Genomic DNA, 17,036 nt, shown 5'->3' with positions numbered 1-17,036 from the left:
GGCTTGACGTTCGTCACCCGTTTCGCCCATAGCCCTCATCAAATTACGATTTCCCGATAGGACCGGATAAAAATGGGTTTCAAATGCGGCATCGTTGGCTTGCCCAACGTCGGCAAGTCGACGCTTTTCAACGCGCTGACCAGAACGGCGGCGGCGCAGGCCGCCAACTATCCGTTCTGCACCATCGAACCGAACACCGGCGAAGTGGCGGTGCCCGACCCGCGCCTGCAAAAAATCGCGGCGATCGGCAAGTCGAAGGAGATCATCCCGACCCGCATCTCGTTCGTCGACATCGCCGGCCTGGTGCGCGGCGCCTCGAAAGGCGAAGGGCTGGGCAACCAGTTCCTGGCCAATATCCGCGAGGTCGACGCCATCGTCCATGTGCTGCGCTGCTTCGAGGATGACGACATCACCCATGTCGAGGGCCGCATCGATCCCGTCGCCGACGCCGAAACCGTCGAGACCGAGCTGATGCTCGCCGATCTCGACAGCCTCGAGCGCCGCATCGTGCAGTTCCGCAAGCGCGCTTCCGGCAAGGACAAGGAGGCGCTGACCGTGCTTCCGATGATGGAAGCCGCCCTTGAACTCCTGCAGGCCGGCAAGCCGGCCCGCATCCTGCTCAAAAATATCTCCGCGGAGGATCTGCGCATCCTGCAGGGGCTGAACCTGCTGACATCGCACCCCGTGCTCTATGTCTGCAATGTCGCCGAGGCCGATGCTGCCACCGGCAACGCACACACCAAAGCGGTCGAACAGATGGCTGCCGCGCAGGGCGCCCGCACCGTGGTGATTTCGGCGGCGATCGAAGCCGAGGTCGCGCAGCTCGGCGACGAAGAGGAAATGGAATTTTTGGCGACCCTGGGGCTCGACGAGCCCGGCCTGAACAAGGTCATCCGCGCCGGCTACGAGCTGCTGCAGCTCATCACCTATTTCACCGTCGGGCCGAAGGAGACGCGCGCCTGGACCGTGCACAAGGGCGCCAAGGCGCCGCAGGCTGCAGGCGTCATCCACACCGATTTCGAGCGCGGCTTCATCCGCGCCCAGACCATCGCCTACAACGACTTCGTCACGCTGGGCGGCGAAGTGGCGGCCAAGGAAGCCGGCAAGGCGCGCGACGAAGGCAAGGAGTATGTCGTCCAGGACGGCGACATCATGCTGTTCAAGTTCAACACCTGAGCTGACCAACGGCGCCTTCTTCCTTCTCTGGTGCCAAGCTGGAACACCCCTCATCCGACCTCGCTTCGCGAGGCCACCTTCTCCCACAAGGGGAGAAGGAAGAGCCGTTCCGGCGCGGCTTGACTGCCCGCAACGCCCGGTCTAAGGGGCGTCTGCACCGGCCCTGCTTTCGTCGAAAGCGCGTGCAATCCGAAACGACGCGCCCGCTCCAACCTATCCTTTTGGCCTCAGCAACGGAGACCCGGCGATGATCAAGGCATTCGTCGTGGACAATGATCGCCTGCGCCTTGCCGACGATCTCCTGGCAAACAGCGACCAGGTCGTCTGGGCCGATCTTGTGAGCCCGACAAAGGAAGAGGAAGCGGCCATCGAGGCCTGGCTCGGCGTTGCCATTCCGACGCGCGAGGAGATGGAGGAGATCGAGATTTCGAGCCGCCTCTATGTCGAGGACGGCGCCTATTTCATGACCGCCATTCTGCCGGCCCAGACCGAGGCCGACGATCCCCTGATGTCGCCGGTCACCTTCGTGCTGGCCGGCAACAGGCTGATCACCGTGCGCTACCACGAACCGAAGGCCTTCAAGACGTTTCCGCAGCGTGCCGAGAAGGTGGCGACCGGCTGCACCAGCGGCGACACCATCCTGATCGGCCTGCTGGAGGCGATCGTTGACCGCCTCGCCGACATTCTGGAGCGCGCCGGCCGCGACATCGAGGCGATCTCGCGTGACATCTTCCAGCCAAGCTCGACCAAGGCGTCGAAGCGCAATCGCGATTTTCAGGAATTGCTGAAAGCCATCGGCCGCAAGGAGGACATCGCCTCCTCGATCCGCGACAGCCTGATCTCGCTGCAGCGGCTCGCCGGCTTCCTCACCCACGCCTCGACCCAGACCAAGATGAGCAAGGACATCCGCGCGCGCATCAAGACCTTGTCGCGCGATGTGCTGTCGCTCGCCGACCACGCCACCTTCCTGTCGCAGAAGATCAACTTCCTGCTCGACGCGACGCTCGGCATGATCTCGATCGAGCAGAACGCCATCATCAAGATCTTTTCCGTCGCCGCGGTCATCTTCCTGCCGCCGACGCTGGTCGCTTCGATCTACGGCATGAATTTCAACGTCATGCCTGAACTGACCTGGAACTTCGGCTATCCTTTCGCCATTGGCTTGATGATCCTCTCGGCGATCCTGCCCTTCTGGTATTTCCGCCGCCGCGGCTGGCTGTAGAGGCTTCGGAGCTTCCATTGCCTTGAGCGTGATGGCCTGGCGCACCAGAAATGACTTGACCGCCCCGCCTGCATCCGGGAAACCCGATCCGTGTCGATCGTACAATCTTGAACCGGATTCCAGACCATGACCGGAAAGAACGAAAAGACTTGGGCCTATGAGGATTTCGTCGAGGGCGCCTCGCTCGACCTCGGCACGAAGCTGGTGAGTGCGGCCGAGATCATCGAATTCGCGCAAGAGTTCGATGCGCAGCCGATGCATCTCGACGAGGCGGCGGGCAGGGCCAGCATCCTTGGCGGGCTGGCGGCCTCCGGCTGGCACACCTGCGCGATGTTCATGCGCATGCTGTGCGACGCCTTCCTGCTGGACTCGACCTCCCAGGGCGCCCCTGGTGTTGATCAGGTCCGGTGGAAGAGGCCGGTGCTGGCCGGCGACATTTTGAGCGGCAGCACCACCGTCCTTGCCAAGCGTCTGTCCAGATCCAAGCCGCAGCTCGGTCTCGTCACTTTGCGCAGCGAGCTTTTCAACCAGCGTGGCGAAGGCGTCTTCGAACTCGAGAACACGGTCATGTTCCTCGCCCGTGATGCCGCACAGGGCCGCTCATGACATTGGACGAGTTCTTCTGCATCGGCGTCACCGTCACCCTCGGCTCGCATAGATTCGAGCCCGAGGCGATCAAGGCGTTCGCCAGGAAATACGATCCGCAGATATTCCATCTCGACGAAGAGGCGGCGAAGAACAGCGTGTTCGGCGGCCTGTGCGCCTCCGGCTGGCACACAGCTGCAACCTGGATGAAGCTGAACCTCGAGACCGGCGTGGCGGCCGAAGGCGCCCGCTGGGCCGGCGCTGGGCCCGCCCCCGAATTCGGCCCCTCGCCCGGCTTCAAGAACCTCAAATGGCTAAAACCCGTCTATGCCGGAGAAACCGTGACCTTCACCCGCACCGCGCTTGCCCACCGCCCCATCGCATCGCGGCCGGGCTGGCGAGTGCTGACACTGCGCTCGGAAGCTTTCGATTCGACCGGCGACAAGGTCATCGAGTTCGAAAGCGCCGTGCTGGTGAAGGTGGAGTGAAGCGCCTTTTTCCTTCTCCCCTTCTTGTGGGAGAAGGTGGATTGTCGCGAAGCGACAAGACGGATGAGGGGTGTTGGCCGGAGCGCGGGGTGCCAAGCTGGAACACCCCTCATCCGACCTCGCTTCGCGAGGCCACCTTCTCCCACAAGGGGAGAAGGAAAGAGCACTTCAATGCCCTTCGAACCCGATCAGCGTCCTGACCGGCACGCCGAGCGCCTCGAGTTTGTCGCGACCACCAAGGTCCGGCAGGTCGATGACGAAGCAGGCGGCGAGGATGTCGGCGCCGATCTGCCGCAGCAGCTTGACCGCTGCCTCTGCCGTGCCGCCGGTGGCGATCAAATCGTCGACGAGGATCACCTTCTCACCCGGAGACACGCCATCCCTGTGCATCTCCATCTCGTCCAGCCCGTATTCGAGGCTGTAGGCCACGCGCACCGTCTCGTAAGGCAGCTTGCCCTTCTTGCGGATCGGCACGAAGCCGGCCGAGAGCTGGTGGGCGACGGCGCCGCCAAGGATGAAACCGCGCGCCTCGATTCCGGCGATCTTGTCGACCTTTTGGCCGGCATAGGGATGCACCAGCTCGTCGATGGCGCGGCGGAAGGCGCGCGCATTGCTTAGCAGCGTGGTGATGTCGCGAAACAGGATGCCCGGCTTCGGATAGTCCGGAATGGTGCGGATCGCGGCAAGCAGCGTGTCTTCGAGCGAAGGTTTCATGGGGCGGCTCTCCGGGCGTTCGTCCGACTTGAAGACATGAAAGGGAATTTTGGCCGATCGTAACCCGGCGCGGCCGGCGACGGCTACCGCGATGTGGCGCCTGGAAGAAAATTGTCCGGCAAAGGACCGGAGCCGGCTACCTTCGGAGGCGGTCTTCGGAGGCAGTCCTCAGAACATGCAAAAAGGGCGCCCTTCGACGCCCTTTCGATTTCGTGGTTTTCCGTAGCTCAGTGCGCCACGCCGGCCCACACCTTGCGCTTGGTCAGATAGACCAGCGCGCCGAACAGCAACAGGAAAACCAGCACGCGAAAGCCGGTCTTCTTGCGGTCTTCCAGATGCGGCTCGGCTGCCCACATCAGGAAGGCCGACACGTCGCGGGAATACTGGTCGACCGTCTGCGGCGAGCCGTCGTCATAGGTCACCTGATCGTCGGAAAGCGGGTTGGGCATCTTCAGCGAGACGCCGGCTATGAAGTACGGATTGTAGTGGGTGCCTTCCGGTATCTCCATGCCCGCCGGCGGCTGCTCGTCATAGCCGGTCAGCAGCGAGTGGATGTAGTCGGGACCGCCCTGGGCGTATTGCGTGAAGATGTCGAAGACGAATTGCGGAAAACCGCGCGTGACGCCGCGCGCCTTGGCCAGCAGCGACATATCGGGCGGCGCAGCCCCGCCATTGGCGGCCGCTGCTGCCTGGTCGTTGGGGAACGGCGCCGGGAAATGGTCGGACGGTATGCCGGGACGCTCGAACATGTCGCCGGCATCGTTGGGACCATCGTTGATCGTGTACTCGGCGGCCAGCGCCTTGACCTGCGCTTCCGAATAGCCAAGATCTTCCAGCGTGCGAAACGCCACCAATTTCATCGAATGGCAGGTGGCGCAAACTTCCTTGAAGACCTTCAGCCCGCGCTGCAACTGCGCCTTGTCGTAGGTGCCGAAAGGCCCGGCGAAGCTCCAGTCCATCTCCTTCGGCTGGTGTATCGGGAAATGCGTCGGCGCGGCTTCGCTGTGCGCCTTCTCCTGGGCGATCGCCCCGGTGGTCGCGGCCGCGGTGCCTGCCAGCACAAGGCCGAGCAGCGCCAGCGAGGTGAGAATCGTCTTCATACCAAATCCCCTTGAGATTCTCTGGCGCGCTGTCGTCGTCTCGAGCATGATCTTGTCCGAAAACCGGTCTCCACTTTTCGGGGTCATGCTCAGCCCTTGGTTTCCGGCGCGGCTGTCGCGCGAGCCGGATGCCCGCCACCGCCACCCTTGTTCTTCTCGAGAACTGCCTCGGTGATCGAGTTCGGCAATCGCCGCGGCTTCTCGACCAGGCCCAGCACCGGCAGCACGACCAGGAAGAAGGCGAAGTAGAACAATGTCGCCATCTGCGCCATGAAGACGTAGCTGCCCTCGGCCGGCTGCGAGCCCAGCCAGCCAAGCAGGACGGCATCGATCACGAACAGCCAGAAGAACAGCTTGTACCAGGGCCGGTAGACCGCCGAGCGCACTTTCGAGGTGTCGAGCCACGGCACCAGGAACAGCATGGCGATGGAGCCGAACATCGCGAGCACGCCACCGAGCTTGGAGTTGATCGGCCCGATATTGAAGGTGATGGCGCGCAGGATGGCGTAGAACGGCAGGAAGTACCATTCCGGCACGATGTGGGCCGGCGTCTTCAGCGGGTCGGCGACGACGTAATTGTCCGGATGGCCGAGAAAGTTCGGCAGGTAGAAGACGAAATAGGCGAAGATGAACAGGAACACCAGCATCCCGAACGCGTCCTTGATGGTCGCGTAAGGGGTGAAGGCGACGGTATCGGTCTTCGATTTGACCTCGATGCCGGTCGGGTTCGACTGGCCGACCACATGCAGCGCCCATATGTGCAGCACGACGACGCCGGCGATCATGAACGGCAGCAGATAGTGCAGTGAAAAGAAACGGTTCAGCGTCGGGTTGTCGACAGCGAAGCCGCCGAGCAGAAGCTGCTGGATCCATTCGCCGACCAGTGGAATGGCGGTGAAGAAGCCGGTGATGACGGTCGCGCCCCAGAACGACATCTGTCCCCAGGGCAGCACATAGCCCATGAAGCCTGTCGCCATCATCAGGAGATAGATGATACAGCCGAGGATCCACAGAAGCTCGCGCGGCGCCTTGTAGGAGCCGTAATAGAGGCCGCGGAAGATGTGGATGTAGACGGCGACGAAGAAGAACGACGCGCCGTTCGAATGCAGATAGCGCAGCAGCCAGCCCGAATTCACGTCGCGCATGATCTTCTCGACCGAATCGAAGGCGAGACTGCTGTCCGCCGCGTAGTGCATGGCCAGCACGATGCCGGTCAGCATCTGCGCCGCCAGCATGAGCGCCAAGATGCCGCCGAAGGTCCACGCATAATTGAGGTTGCGCGGCACCGGATAGGCGACGAAGCTGTCATAGACCAGCCGCGGCAGCGGCATGCGGGCGTCGATCCAGCGTCCGATACCGGTCTTGGGCGTATAGGTCGAGTGTCCCTCGCTCATCGAAATGTCCCCTCGCCTCAGCCGATACGGATCTTGGTGTCGGAAATGAACTGGAATACCGGCACCGACATGTTCTCCGGCGCCGGTCCGCCGCGGACGCGGCCGGCGGTGTCGTATGTCGAACCGTGGCACGGGCAGAACCAGCCGCCGAACTCGCCTTCCTGGCCGAGCGGAATGCAGCCGAGATGGGTGCAGACCTGGACCATCACCATCCAGGCCTCCTTGCCCGGCATGGTGCGGTTGGCGTCGGTCGCCGGCGCATCGGCCGGCAGATTGGCGTTGCGGGCGAGCGGATCCTTGAGCTCGGCCAGATTGACCGCCTCGCCGTCCTTCATCTCTTGTTCGGTGCGGTTGCGCACCACCACCGGCTTGCCGCGCCATTTCACCACAAGCGACGTTCCCGGCGTCAGCGAGGAGACGTCGACCTCGACCGAGGCCAGCGCCAGCGTCGAGGCATCCGGGCGCATCTGGTCGATGAACGGCCAGGCGACGGCACCCGCGCCGACCACCGCGGCCATGCCCGTGGCGACGTAGAGAAAATCACGACGGTTGGGATCCTGGATGTCGGTTGCGCTCACGGGTGCCTGATCCTTTCGCCTCTTCCGTGCCGGTGGCCGAGGCTTGCTCCCCGCTCTTTCACGCCAACCCGACAGCGCATGGCGAACAGGCTAGCGAATTCCTCCGGCAATTGGCCTTCGGTTTATGCGTGAAGCCCGTTTTTGTCCAGACGGGTGAAGGCACAAGGGCAGATTGTCGCGGGGACGCAATTCGGCGTCGGGCGGCATGGCGACGAAGACGGCGAAACCACAGGAAAACAATGGCAAAGCCGGCGCCGGCGTTTGCCTCGACAGGAGACCCAGCCTCGGTCTATCCTCGGCTCATGGCGCATGTCATCGACCGCGACAAATGGGCCAGGAGCGCCGACCATTGGCAGGGTGAACTGCAGTGCGGCGCCTACGGCTCCAGAAGCTGCCTGATCTTCAACCATCTGCCGGAGATCGGCGGCGGCCCGCGGCTGCACATGCATCCCTATTGCGAGATCTTCATTATCCGTGCTGGCACCGGCCTGTTCACCGTCGGCGACCGGCAGATCGAGGCGTCGGCCGGCCAGATCCTGATCGTGCCGCCGAACACGCCGCACAAATTCACCAATCTCGGCCCAGGCCCGCTGGAGACCACCGACATCCACGAAAACGGCAGCTTCATCACCGAATGGCTGGAGTAGGCCATGATCACGAACAGAAGGTCCGGGTCAGCGAATAGCTGAACCGGTTTTCGGAAAAGACCACAGTCAAACTGGTGGTGAGAATCCGACGCTTGGTACCCGAGGTTAGACAACCGCTTTGGTGGAGAGCGGAAGTACCAGGAATTGTCATCTGTAGCAGGATTGAGGTCCAAACTGCCATTCGATGATGCGTGTAAGCGAAGATCCAAAATTTTCTGGAATCTTGCGGATCTTCGCTTGGGTGCCGTCTCAGCTCGTCCAAAACATTCGGGCCACCCCGGGAAATGTCGGCTCAGTCGAGGCTGGCCGGTGACGAGAACGGCCGATTGGCATCCACCACGAAGATGGCCAGCTCGTCGAGATCGGTTGTGCCGGCGCTGAACACCTCCATCGGCGTGTTGGCCCCGTGTCCGGTCATGGTCGTGCCGGCTTCAGCATAGGTCACGCCGTGGGGCGTCCTCTGGCCGAGCTTGCCGGCCAGCACATAGAAGGCCTCCGGTCCCGGATGCGTATGGATCGCCGACTTGGCACCGGGCGCTCCACCGGCGCGGTTGACGCGCAGCAAATACTCGCTCGCGCTGATCGGCGGAAGGGGACCGATCTCGACGACCTTGGTTCCGCCGGGCGTAGAGCCATCCTTCGGTCCAAGCGTGAACAGCCAGACCTTGCCTGCGACCTCCGCCGCAAGCGAGGTCGGGCCCGCAGCGGTTTGGGCCTGCGCCAGCGTTGGGAAATTTTCCAGCCGCCAGTACAACGGTCCGGAGGGCAGTTCCTTCACCTTTTTCTCAACCACCGGCTCGACGGCGAATTTGCTGTCTGCGGGCATTGAGGCTGACGTCATCAACCCGAAAGCACACAGGGAGAACAAAAGCACGCCAATACGGCGAGCGCTGAGAGAATGCGGCTTCATGGTCGGTCCTCCTTTGCATGCTCGTCCCCTCGACCAAAATATTAGCTACCGCTAAGATAGCATCTTTGCCGCCTTACGGCACGACCAAATTCGGGCCACCCCCGAGAGCGCCTGCCGCCAAAGAGGTCGGATCGCACGAAGGTCCGCTTGTCGTGCGACCGCGCCGGGCATTGGCAATTCGGCTGCACTGTAAATGCCGGCTACAGCAGAAATCCTGACACCGACGTGTCTCCGCCTGCCTTCGCTCGTTAAACAATCGCAGCTCGGGCGATATCGCTGAGGTCAGGTGCGGTCCGAGCGTGAACAGCCAGACTTTGCAAAATTACGGTTCTGATGCGCAGTCGCAGTAATGAAAGGTGGCGAGATAGCCGGGGAGTGCGCGCATGAACTCCTGTTGGTGGGTCCAAGCTCTGCATTCGGCCATGGAGGTCATGGGTTTGACGTGGGGGAGCCTGATTAGGGTCCCCTGGTTGGTCAGATGGATTGTGACAGCGATAGCGGTGAACATGGCGCGGTCATCCATCGACATTAGGCTGGCGACATTGTGACTGCCGGAGTTGGGACGAACGTCGTCCGGGGCGACGTCTTTGACATGACCAGGGCCACAGATTCTTGCGGTGCGGGAATCTGCGTTTGCAGCGGTTTGCGCTGCCAAAAGAAGAGCCAGAGCAATGATGAGCTTGGTGCGATTCATTTCGTCCTCCGTTCCATCCGGTGCTGCAGGGATCGCTTGGAGGCGGCGGCCGAATGGGCTAAACTAGGAAGCGCGCCAGGAAGGTGAAATGTCCCGAACGGCCCCTGAAATTGATCTGAAATCTGCTGAAACGATCACGTTTCGCGGTTTTGTCTTGACGAAATGCAAGGAACTCCGAACCGTCGAAGGCAAAGCGGTCAATCTTCGCAGCCAGTCCGCCGAGGTGCTCTCCGCGCTCGGGGCGCGACCGGGCGAGATCGTGTCCAAGGATGCGCTGATGCAGGCGGTTTGGCCCGATACCTTCGTCACCGACGACAGCCTCACCCAATGCATTGCCGATATTCGCCGCGCGCTGGGAGACGACGCGCATGTGATCGTGCAAACTCTCCCCAAGCGAGGTTACCGGCTGAATGCCGATCCATCGGACGCCGCGGTCCCAAACGGCTCGGACGGCACGGAGCGCGCCAACACACTGTCTTCGCCACGCAATCTCATCCTTGCTGCACTCGTCGCGGCGGTCATCGCTGCATTTTACGGAGCGGAGATGTGGCAATCCGCTCCAGTTCGTTCGAGTGACATGCCGAGGATTGCGGTACTTGCCTTCGAGGACATCAGTACCGGCGCGGACGTGGGATATCTCAGCGACGCCGTCGCTGAAGGGATCATAACCGAGCTTGCGCGGAGCAAGACTTATGCCGTCATCGCGCGGAACTCGAGCTTCAGGTATCGCGACCAGCCGGTTGACGTCAGGCAGATTGGAGATGATCTCGGCGTCGACTACCTGCTCGAAGGCAGCCAGCAGAAGATCGGAGATCGCCTGAAAGTGACCGCCCAATTGCTGAATGCGCATGACGGATCGCATCTCTGGGCCAACACCTACAACCGGGAGATCGGTGATCTCTTTGTTGTACAAGAGGAGATCATCCGCACACTTGCGGATCGGGTCGGGCGCCAGATCCAGCGCCCTCTGCCAGAGAGCGGTGCCGCCCGGGTCAGCGCGCTTCACTATCACCTGTTGGGAGTCGCGGAGATCCGCAAGGACAATTCTGCCGAGAGGAACGCGCTGCTGCGGCATTTCAGCCTCAAGGCGATCGAAGCGGATCCAAACGCCCAGTTCGGCTATATCGGGCTGGCCTGGTCCTATCGCTTTGATGCGACATTCGGGTGGCACGAGCAGGAGCATAACCGGGACGAGGCCTTGAAGCTCGGCGCCGAGTACGCCGACAAGGCCATCCTGCTCGCTCCCGATGATGCCGAGGCGCACAATGTCCGCGCCCGCATCCATGCCGAAGCCGGAGAGATCGAGCAGGCCCTTGCACGGTTCGATCAGGCAATTGAGTTGAATCCCAGCAACTCAAACATCCTCGCCGGTAGTACGGACCCATTGCTGTATGTTGGCCGCACCGACGAAGCGATCGATCGGATCGAGCAGGCCAAGGGAATCGACCCTTTCCACCCTGACTGGTTCCACTGGCAGATGGGCTGGGCGCTCTGGGAAAAGAATGATTGCGGCGCTGCGCTGACGGCGATGCGGAAAATGTCCAGAATCCAAAGCGGCGCATACCGGATGCTTGCGGGGATACACGCTTGTCTGGGAAACGATCGGGAGGCAAAGGAAGCGCTTGCGGTTTTCCTCAAAGACTCACCCAGCCACTCCATCAGCAAAGAACGCGGGGAATGGGAAAGGATTTGGACCGCACCCGGAAGCCTCGACCGCTGGATCGGACACATGCGGATCGCGGGGCTACCGGAGTGACGGCTGACCGTATGCGATCCGGCAGAGACTGATTGGCCGCCAAACCTTTGAAGTCTTAGTGCGTATAAGCGCTGATTGCCTCAAAGTGGCATCATCCTTCGCAAGGAATTTGAGTGCGGGAACGTCGGCAACCGGGCCGACTTGCGCCAAAGTGCGCTCGCACTTCTGGAACGGGTCGAGTTCGGTATTTCGTCTTCGGTACCATCAGATTCTCAACACCATTGTCTATTTCGCGCCGAGCCTGGCCAGCACGGCTTTGGGGATGTTGTATTCCCGGATCACTGCGTCGTGCTTGCGCAAGCCGCACAATTCGCGCTGGATGAAATAGGCGTGGACGGCCTCGGCCGCGTCCTTGAGCAGCCGGGCGCGATGTTCGCCATCGTCGCCATGCTCTCGCAATCTCGCCAGCGTCTCATCCACGCGTCGGCCGGCGCGGCCGAGCGCCGCCGCCTTTTCGCCGAGGATTTCATTGCCGAGTAGGTCGAGCGCGCTCTCCTGCGCCCCCGACCGTCCGAAATTCGATGGCATTCGCACCGACATGATTCACTCCGGTTTTTGCTGAAATCTGGCCCTACTCCGCCGGCCGCGTCTCCTCCAGCACGCTCTCCTCGTTGAACAGGAAGCCGCCGGACTGCCGCTTCCACAGCCGCGCATAGAGCCCATCGAGCGCCACCAGCTCGTCATGCGTGCCTTGCTCGACGATGCGACCCCCGTCGAGCACCACCAGGCGATCGAGTGCAGCGATAGTCGACAGCCGGTGCGCGATGGCGATGACCGTCTTGTTCTCCATCAGCCGCGCCAGGTTTTCCTGGATGGCCGCCTCGATGTCGGAATCGAGCGCCGACGTCGCCTCGTCGAGTATCAGGATCGGCGCGTCCTTGAGGAAGACGCGGGCGATCGCCACGCGCTGGCGCTGGCCGCCAGACAATTTCACGCCGCGCTCGCCGACAAAGGCCTCATAGCCCTGGCGATCGCGATTGTCGCGCAAGTCGAGGATGAAGTCGTGCGCCTCGGCCTTCTTCGCGGCCGCGATAACCTCGGCGTCGGTTGCTTCCGGCATGCCGAGCTTGATGTTGTCGCGCAAGGAACGGTGGAAAAGCGCGGTATCCTGGCTGACGACGCCGATGTTGGCACGCAGCGAATTCTGCGTCACCTTCGAGACGTCCTGGCCGTCGATGGTGATCTTGCCGCCCTCGAGGTCGTAGAGGCGTAGGATCAGATTGGCCAGCGTCGTCTTGCCGGCGCCGGACGGCCCGACCAGTCCAACCTTCTCGCCCGGCCGCACGATAAGATCGATGCCGTTGAGCACGCCGAATCCCTTGCCGTAGTGGAACTCGACATTGTTCACTTCGATCCGGCCGCCGGTCACGACAAGCTCCTTGGCGTCGGGCGTATCGGTCAGGCCGAGCGGCTGCGAGATCAGCGCCTTCGAGTTTTCCAGCACGCCGAGATTCCGCAGGATGCTGTTGAGCTGCATCATCAGCCGGCCGAGCAGCATATTGAGCCGCAACACCAGCGACAGCGTGAAGGCGACGGCGCCGACGGTGATCGAGCCTTCGATCCAGAGATAGACGGCAAAACAGGCGATCGCGGTGATCATGATCCCCGACAGCGTCGTCAGCGCCATGCGCACGCCGGTCAGCCTGCGGGTGAACGGGCGCAGCGCATCGAGATAGATATTGAAACCGCTCCTGATGTATCGGTCGTCGCCATCGGCGGAGAACAGCTTCAGCGTCTGCACGTTCGAGTAGGAATCGACAAAGCGGCCGGTGATCATCGAACCGGCCTCTGCGGTTTGCTCGGCATGCTTGCGGATCGCCGGCAGATAGCGCTTGGCCAGCCAGCCGAAGGCGGTGATCCAGATCACCACCAGCGCCGCCAGCCGCAAGTCGAGGCCGGCGACCAGCACCAGCGTCGTCACCGTATAGACGACCATGAACCAGACGACCTCGATGAAGCTTTGCATCAAATCGCCGGTCGCCTGCCCGGCCTGCCAGACTTTTGTTGCGATGCGGCCGGCGAAATCGTTCTGGAAGAAGTTGTAGGACTGGCGCGAGACATGGCGGTGCGCCTGCCAGCGCACCAGATTGTAGAAGCCGGGGGTGATCGTCTGCTCGTCGACCAGCGCCGCCAGGCCGACGACGATAGTGCGGATGACCAGCACCACGGCGGCCATGAAGACAAGTTCGGGGCCGGCGGCAGTCCACAGCGCGTCCCAGCTGCGCTCGCCGGGGATCTGGTCGAGAATGTCGACCAGCCTGCCGACGAAGTAGAACAGCCCAGCCTCGACCAGCGGCGCAATGCCGCCGATGACAAGCATGGCGAAGAAGGCGACCTTCGCCTGGCCGACATAGTGCCAGAGGAAACCGCTGACGCTGACCGGTGGCCGAAGGTCCGCGGGCTCCCTGAACGGATAAACCCAGTTCTCGAACCAGCGATAGACGGCAATCATCATTCGGCGGCCATCATTCTGGTGCCATCATTCTGCGGCCCATCATTCCGCTGCCCATCATTCCGCTGCTTGACCCTTCACAATGGCATCGTTGGCGGCCGCACCCTCGTCGAGCAGGAAGCCGCCCGACTGACGCTGCCAAAGCTGCGCATAGAGCCCGCCGCTGGCGACGAGCTGCTCATGCGAACCCTCCTCGATGACGCGGCCCTTGTCCATGACGACGAGCCGGTCCATCGCCGCGATGGTCGAGAGCCGGTGCGCGATGGCGATGACGGTCTTGCCTTGCATAAGCTTGTAAAGGTTCTCCTGGATTGCCGCCTCGGCCTCTGAATCCAGCGCAGACGTCGCCTCGTCGAGGATGAGAATCGGTGCGTCCTTCAGCATGACACGGGCAATCGCGATGCGTTGCCGCTGGCCGCCGGACAATTTGACGCCGCGATCGCCGACATGCGCATCGAAACCGGTGCGGCCACTGGCGTCCGAAAGCTTTGATATGAAATCAAGCGCCTCGGCGCGGCGTGCCGCCTCGACCAGCATCTCGTTGCTGGCGTCCGGTCGGCCATAAAGGATGTTCTCGCGCACCGAGCGATGCAGCAGCGAGGTATCCTGCGTGACCATGGCGATCTGGGCGCGCAGCGAATCCTGCGTCACCGCCGCGATTTCCTGGCCGTCGATCAGGATCCTGCCGCTTTCAAGGTCGTAGAAGCGCAACAGAAGGTTGACCAGCGTCGACTTGCCGGCGCCAGAGCGGCCGACGATGCCGACCTTTTCGCCCGGCTTCACCGTCAGCGACAGGCGTTCGATCATGCCTTTCTGCTTGCCGTAGTGGAAGCGGATGTCCTCGAAACGGATCTCGCCCTTGGTCACGACAATGTCCTTGGCGCCCGGCCTGTCTTCGACGACGCGCGGCAGCGAGATCGAGCTGATGCCGTCCTGCACCGTGCCGATATTCTCGAACAGGGTGGACATCTCCCACATGATCCACTGCGACATGCCCCAGAGCCGAAGCACGAGGCCGATGACCAGGGCGACGGCGCCGATCGTCACCACCTGGCCGAGCCACAGCCACAGCGAGATCGCAGTGACTGAAAACAACAGCAGTGAGTTGAGGACGTAGAGCAGGCCGTAGAGCTGCGTCACCAGCCGCATCGACCGGTAGACCGTATCGAGAAAGCCGGCCATGCCTTCCCGGGCGAAGGACGCCTCGCGCCGCGCATGCGAGAACAGCTTGACCGTCTGGATGTTGGAGTAGCTGTCGACGACGCGGCCGGTCATGGTCGAGCGCGCGTTGGCCTGCTCCTCGCCGACCTTGCCCAATCGCGGGATGAAATAGCGCAGCAGCAAGACATAGCCGGCAAGCCAGACGGCAAGCGGTGCCGCCAGCCGCCAGTCGGCCGAGCCGACAATCAACAGCATGCCGAGGAAATAGACCACGACATAATTGAGCACGTCGATGAGCTTTATGACGCATTCGCGCACGGCGAGCGCCGTCTGCATCAGCTTGGTCGCGATGCGTCCGGCGAACTCGTCCTGGTAGAAGGCCATCGACTGCTTGAGCAGATAGCGATGCACCTGCCAGCGGATACGCATCGGATAGTTGCCCATCAGCGTCTGCTGGTTGAGGAGCGCATGGAACCAGACCGTCGCCGGCAGCGCGAAAACCACGATGAAAGCCATGCCTGCGAGCTTCCAGCCCTCGGTCTGCAGGAATGTCTCGCGATTCTGCACCGACAGCCAGTCGACGATCCGGCCCATGAAGCCGAACATCCACACCTCGGCAAGGGCGATAGCCGTCACCAGCATCGCATCGATTGCGATGTAGGGCCACGCGCCGCGCGTATAGTGGACGCAGAAGGCGATCAGCGTCTTCGGCGGCTCGACCGGCTCCTCGGCAGGGAACGGATCGAGCCTTGTTTCAAACCAGCGGAACATTGTCTTGGTACTCACATGCTCGTTTTCGCTCACGCCGCGCGGGAGTGCGTAGCGTCCTGGGAGCGCATGGCGTCATGGTTCGCGTGGCAGCAAGGACCGGCGTCCCGGAATCACCCGGGCCGCCGATCCTGCTTCGCGCAATATAGGATGTCGCGGGCTTTTCGCCGACAGGCTCGTTTGACGATCCTGACAGCGCTGTGTCGACGACCCGGAGTTTCGCGCCGGTTTTTGCGGCAGGGCGGATCAGCCTGATGATCCGGCGCACCAGCGACGGCCGGCTGCGGTCGGGAACCGCGCGCGAGAAATCGACGTCCGGCAGCATGCCGCGATGTGGGCGCCGGCGGGTTTCGGCGTGAACCGCCGACGAGTAGGTTTCGCCAACCAAAAGCGCCCAGGTCGCCATCCTGCGCTCGTGAAGGTTTCTTGAACCGGGAATTTTGCAGGGATCGAACATCGGTCCGTCCTCCATGTGAAAATAGGGAAGAAAATCCGGCCTGTTCGCAGGTGAATGGCCAGCGAATGGCGGGGGTTGAACAGCGGCGTGCTCAGGCGGGGCGTTCAGCCCCTTCGACAGCTTGAAAAACATCGCAGGATTCCTTCGAAGACCGAAAAAGGGTTTCGGCTAAGAATCGGTGCGATCGAAATCTAAAAGGTCAGGAGAATCGTCGAACCGAAACCGCCGGCAGGCTGGTAAGCCCACATGAGGGGCGCTGGATGTGCATGATCATCATGAATTACCCCTCCATCGGTTCGGGTTGACAATGCCCGGCGTATAACCGACTTCGCAGAAAATGACCACCCGCCGGTCCAGAAATTTCCAAAACCGCGAACCTGTTGTGGCCGATCTGCCACTTATTAGAAGGATGCGGAAATGAACAACCGTCTCCGCATCGCGCTCTACCAGCCGGATATCGCCGGCAACACCGGGACAATCCTGCGCTTCGCGGCTTGCCTCGGTCTCGGCGTCGACATCATCGAACCGGCCGGCTTCCCGCTCTCCGACCGGGCGCTGAAACGGGCCGGCATGGATTATCTCGAAATGGCGGCGCTGACCCGGCATGTCGACTGGCAAGCCTTCGAGCACTGGCGCAGGGGCGAAGCGCGGCGGCTGGTGCTGCTGTCGACCAGAGCCGCGACCGCCTATACGGATTTCGCCTTCGCCGACGCCGACATTCTTCTGTTCGGCCGCGAATCCGCAGGCGTGCCTGACCCTGTCCACGAAGCGGCGGATGCGCGACTGATCATCCCGATGCAGCCGGGCGCGCGCAGCATCAACGTCGCGCTTTCCGTCGCCATGGTGGCCGGCGAGGCGATCCGGCAGCTCGGATAGGATTTGCAGATCCTCAGCGGGTGCAGCGATTATGGCGGCTTTCTCGCCGACGACCGCA

At 62.3% G+C, this 17,036-nt stretch carries 17 protein-coding genes; 7 read left to right on the top strand and 10 right to left on the bottom strand.

The genetic code is table 11. The features are described from left to right. Positions 1-72: 72 nt before the first annotated feature. From ychF to AC0L2A_RS23120, 4 genes are all read left to right on the top strand, one after another. On the top strand, positions 73-1,176 hold the full coding sequence (gene ychF / locus AC0L2A_RS23135; RefSeq protein ID WP_473610814.1) for a redox-regulated ATPase YchF: 1,104 nt from the start codon (positions 73-75) through the stop codon (positions 1,174-1,176). Between the two features lie 247 nt (positions 1,177-1,423). After that, complete coding sequence (corA, locus tag AC0L2A_RS23130; protein ID WP_287280406.1) at positions 1,424-2,398, top strand: magnesium/cobalt transporter CorA; 975 nt, start codon at positions 1,424-1,426, stop codon at positions 2,396-2,398. 126 nt (positions 2,399-2,524) lie between these two features. After that, positions 2,525-3,004, top strand: a complete 480-nt coding sequence (locus AC0L2A_RS23125) for a MaoC family dehydratase (RefSeq protein ID WP_287316643.1) — start codon at positions 2,525-2,527, stop codon at positions 3,002-3,004. Further along, on the top strand, positions 3,001-3,471 hold the full coding sequence (locus AC0L2A_RS23120; RefSeq protein ID WP_473517628.1) for a MaoC family dehydratase: 471 nt from the start codon (positions 3,001-3,003) through the stop codon (positions 3,469-3,471). The genes AC0L2A_RS23125 and AC0L2A_RS23120 overlap by 4 nt, the downstream gene beginning before the upstream one ends. A gap of 168 nt (positions 3,472-3,639) precedes the next feature. Here AC0L2A_RS23120 and AC0L2A_RS23115 read toward each other — a convergent pair whose 3' ends face one another. From AC0L2A_RS23115 to petA, 4 genes are all read right to left on the bottom strand, one after another. Next, positions 3,640-4,185, bottom strand: coding sequence for an adenine phosphoribosyltransferase (locus AC0L2A_RS23115; protein ID WP_091598429.1), 546 nt, complete (start codon positions 4,183-4,185; stop codon positions 3,640-3,642). A 227-nt stretch (positions 4,186-4,412) separates the two neighbouring features. Further along, a complete protein-coding gene (locus AC0L2A_RS23110; protein WP_473610812.1) occupies positions 4,413-5,285 on the bottom strand; it encodes a cytochrome c1 in 873 nt (290 codons plus the stop codon). Positions 5,286-5,374: 89 nt separating this feature from the next. Beyond that, entirely contained in the window at positions 5,375-6,679 is a 1,305-nt protein-coding gene (locus AC0L2A_RS23105) for a cytochrome b (protein WP_473610811.1), read from the bottom strand. A 17-nt stretch (positions 6,680-6,696) separates the two neighbouring features. After that, positions 6,697-7,257, bottom strand: a complete 561-nt coding sequence (petA, locus tag AC0L2A_RS23100; RefSeq protein WP_027151039.1) for a ubiquinol-cytochrome c reductase iron-sulfur subunit — start codon at positions 7,255-7,257, stop codon at positions 6,697-6,699. A gap of 302 nt (positions 7,258-7,559) precedes the next feature. On the opposite strand from petA, the gene AC0L2A_RS23095 reads away from it, so the two are divergent. Further along, positions 7,560-7,904 (top strand): cupin domain-containing protein, encoded by a 345-nt coding sequence (locus tag AC0L2A_RS23095; protein WP_473610852.1) that lies wholly within the window; start codon positions 7,560-7,562, stop codon positions 7,902-7,904. Between the two features lie 292 nt (positions 7,905-8,196). Here AC0L2A_RS23095 and AC0L2A_RS23090 read toward each other — a convergent pair whose 3' ends face one another. Beyond that, on the bottom strand, positions 8,197-8,814 hold the full coding sequence (locus AC0L2A_RS23090; protein WP_473610810.1) for a cupin domain-containing protein: 618 nt from the start codon (positions 8,812-8,814) through the stop codon (positions 8,197-8,199). A 322-nt stretch (positions 8,815-9,136) separates the two neighbouring features. Further along, complete coding sequence (locus AC0L2A_RS23085) at positions 9,137-9,508, bottom strand: hypothetical protein (protein ID WP_473508311.1); 372 nt, start codon at positions 9,506-9,508, stop codon at positions 9,137-9,139. 88 nt (positions 9,509-9,596) lie between these two features. On the opposite strand from AC0L2A_RS23085, the gene AC0L2A_RS23080 reads away from it, so the two are divergent. After that, a complete protein-coding gene (locus AC0L2A_RS23080; RefSeq protein WP_473610808.1) occupies positions 9,597-11,264 on the top strand; it encodes a winged helix-turn-helix domain-containing tetratricopeptide repeat protein in 1,668 nt (555 codons plus the stop codon). 225 nt (positions 11,265-11,489) lie between these two features. Here the strand turns inward: AC0L2A_RS23080 and AC0L2A_RS23075 are convergent, their stop codons facing one another. From AC0L2A_RS23075 to AC0L2A_RS23060, 4 genes are read right to left on the bottom strand one after another with little or no spacing between them, the layout of a single operon-like run. Beyond that, positions 11,490-11,804 carry a DUF6665 family protein gene (locus AC0L2A_RS23075; RefSeq protein ID WP_473519242.1) on the bottom strand — a complete coding sequence of 105 codons (315 nt, stop codon included), beginning with the start codon at positions 11,802-11,804 and terminating at the stop codon, positions 11,490-11,492. Positions 11,805-11,835: 31 nt separating this feature from the next. Next, complete coding sequence (locus tag AC0L2A_RS23070) at positions 11,836-13,719, bottom strand: ABC transporter ATP-binding protein (RefSeq protein WP_473610807.1); 1,884 nt, start codon at positions 13,717-13,719, stop codon at positions 11,836-11,838. 54 nt (positions 13,720-13,773) lie between these two features. Then, positions 13,774-15,648, bottom strand: coding sequence for an ABC transporter ATP-binding protein (locus AC0L2A_RS23065; protein ID WP_473610851.1), 1,875 nt, complete (start codon positions 15,646-15,648; stop codon positions 13,774-13,776). Beyond that, positions 15,632-16,102 carry a hypothetical protein gene (locus AC0L2A_RS23060; RefSeq protein WP_473610806.1) on the bottom strand — a complete coding sequence of 157 codons (471 nt, stop codon included), beginning with the start codon at positions 16,100-16,102 and terminating at the stop codon, positions 15,632-15,634. Before AC0L2A_RS23060 ends, AC0L2A_RS23065 begins: the two co-directional genes overlap by 17 nt. A 417-nt stretch (positions 16,103-16,519) precedes the next feature. On the opposite strand from AC0L2A_RS23060, the gene AC0L2A_RS23055 reads away from it, so the two are divergent. Further along, a complete protein-coding gene (locus AC0L2A_RS23055; protein WP_091598453.1) occupies positions 16,520-16,978 on the top strand; it encodes a tRNA (cytidine(34)-2'-O)-methyltransferase in 459 nt (152 codons plus the stop codon). Positions 16,979-17,036: the final 58 nt, after the last annotated feature.

The organism is Mesorhizobium sp. WSM4844 (assembly GCF_055811775.1).
Note: the sequence above shows the minus strand (reverse complement) of the source record. Positions and strands in the feature narration are given on the sequence as shown.

Excerpts from the sequence above, each read along its gene's own strand:
- ychF (WP_473610814.1), top strand. The coding sequence starts at position 73 with ATGGGTTTCAAATGCGGCATCGTTGGCTTGCCCAACGTCGGCAAGTCG.
- corA (WP_287280406.1), top strand. The coding sequence starts at position 1,424 with ATGATCAAGGCATTCGTCGTGGACAATGATCGCCTGCGCCTTGCCGAC.
- AC0L2A_RS23125 (WP_287316643.1), top strand. The coding sequence starts at position 2,525 with ATGACCGGAAAGAACGAAAAGACTTGGGCCTATGAGGATTTCGTCGAG.
- AC0L2A_RS23120 (WP_473517628.1), top strand. The coding sequence starts at position 3,001 with ATGACATTGGACGAGTTCTTCTGCATCGGCGTCACCGTCACCCTCGGC.
- AC0L2A_RS23115 (WP_091598429.1), bottom strand. The coding sequence starts at position 4,185 with ATGAAACCTTCGCTCGAAGACACGCTGCTTGCCGCGATCCGCACCATT.
- AC0L2A_RS23110 (WP_473610812.1), bottom strand. The coding sequence starts at position 5,285 with ATGAAGACGATTCTCACCTCGCTGGCGCTGCTCGGCCTTGTGCTGGCA.
- AC0L2A_RS23105 (WP_473610811.1), bottom strand. The coding sequence starts at position 6,679 with ATGAGCGAGGGACACTCGACCTATACGCCCAAGACCGGTATCGGACGC.
- AC0L2A_RS23095 (WP_473610852.1), top strand. The coding sequence starts at position 7,560 with ATGGCGCATGTCATCGACCGCGACAAATGGGCCAGGAGCGCCGACCAT.
- AC0L2A_RS23090 (WP_473610810.1), bottom strand. The coding sequence starts at position 8,814 with ATGAAGCCGCATTCTCTCAGCGCTCGCCGTATTGGCGTGCTTTTGTTC.
- AC0L2A_RS23085 (WP_473508311.1), bottom strand. The coding sequence starts at position 9,508 with ATGAATCGCACCAAGCTCATCATTGCTCTGGCTCTTCTTTTGGCAGCG.
- AC0L2A_RS23080 (WP_473610808.1), top strand. The coding sequence starts at position 9,597 with ATGTCCCGAACGGCCCCTGAAATTGATCTGAAATCTGCTGAAACGATC.
- AC0L2A_RS23075 (WP_473519242.1), bottom strand. The coding sequence starts at position 11,804 with ATGTCGGTGCGAATGCCATCGAATTTCGGACGGTCGGGGGCGCAGGAG.
- AC0L2A_RS23070 (WP_473610807.1), bottom strand. The coding sequence starts at position 13,719 with ATGATGATTGCCGTCTATCGCTGGTTCGAGAACTGGGTTTATCCGTTC.
- AC0L2A_RS23065 (WP_473610851.1), bottom strand. The coding sequence starts at position 15,648 with ATGTTCCGCTGGTTTGAAACAAGGCTCGATCCGTTCCCTGCCGAGGAG.
- AC0L2A_RS23060 (WP_473610806.1), bottom strand. The coding sequence starts at position 16,102 with ATGTTCGATCCCTGCAAAATTCCCGGTTCAAGAAACCTTCACGAGCGC.
- AC0L2A_RS23055 (WP_091598453.1), top strand. The coding sequence starts at position 16,520 with ATGAACAACCGTCTCCGCATCGCGCTCTACCAGCCGGATATCGCCGGC.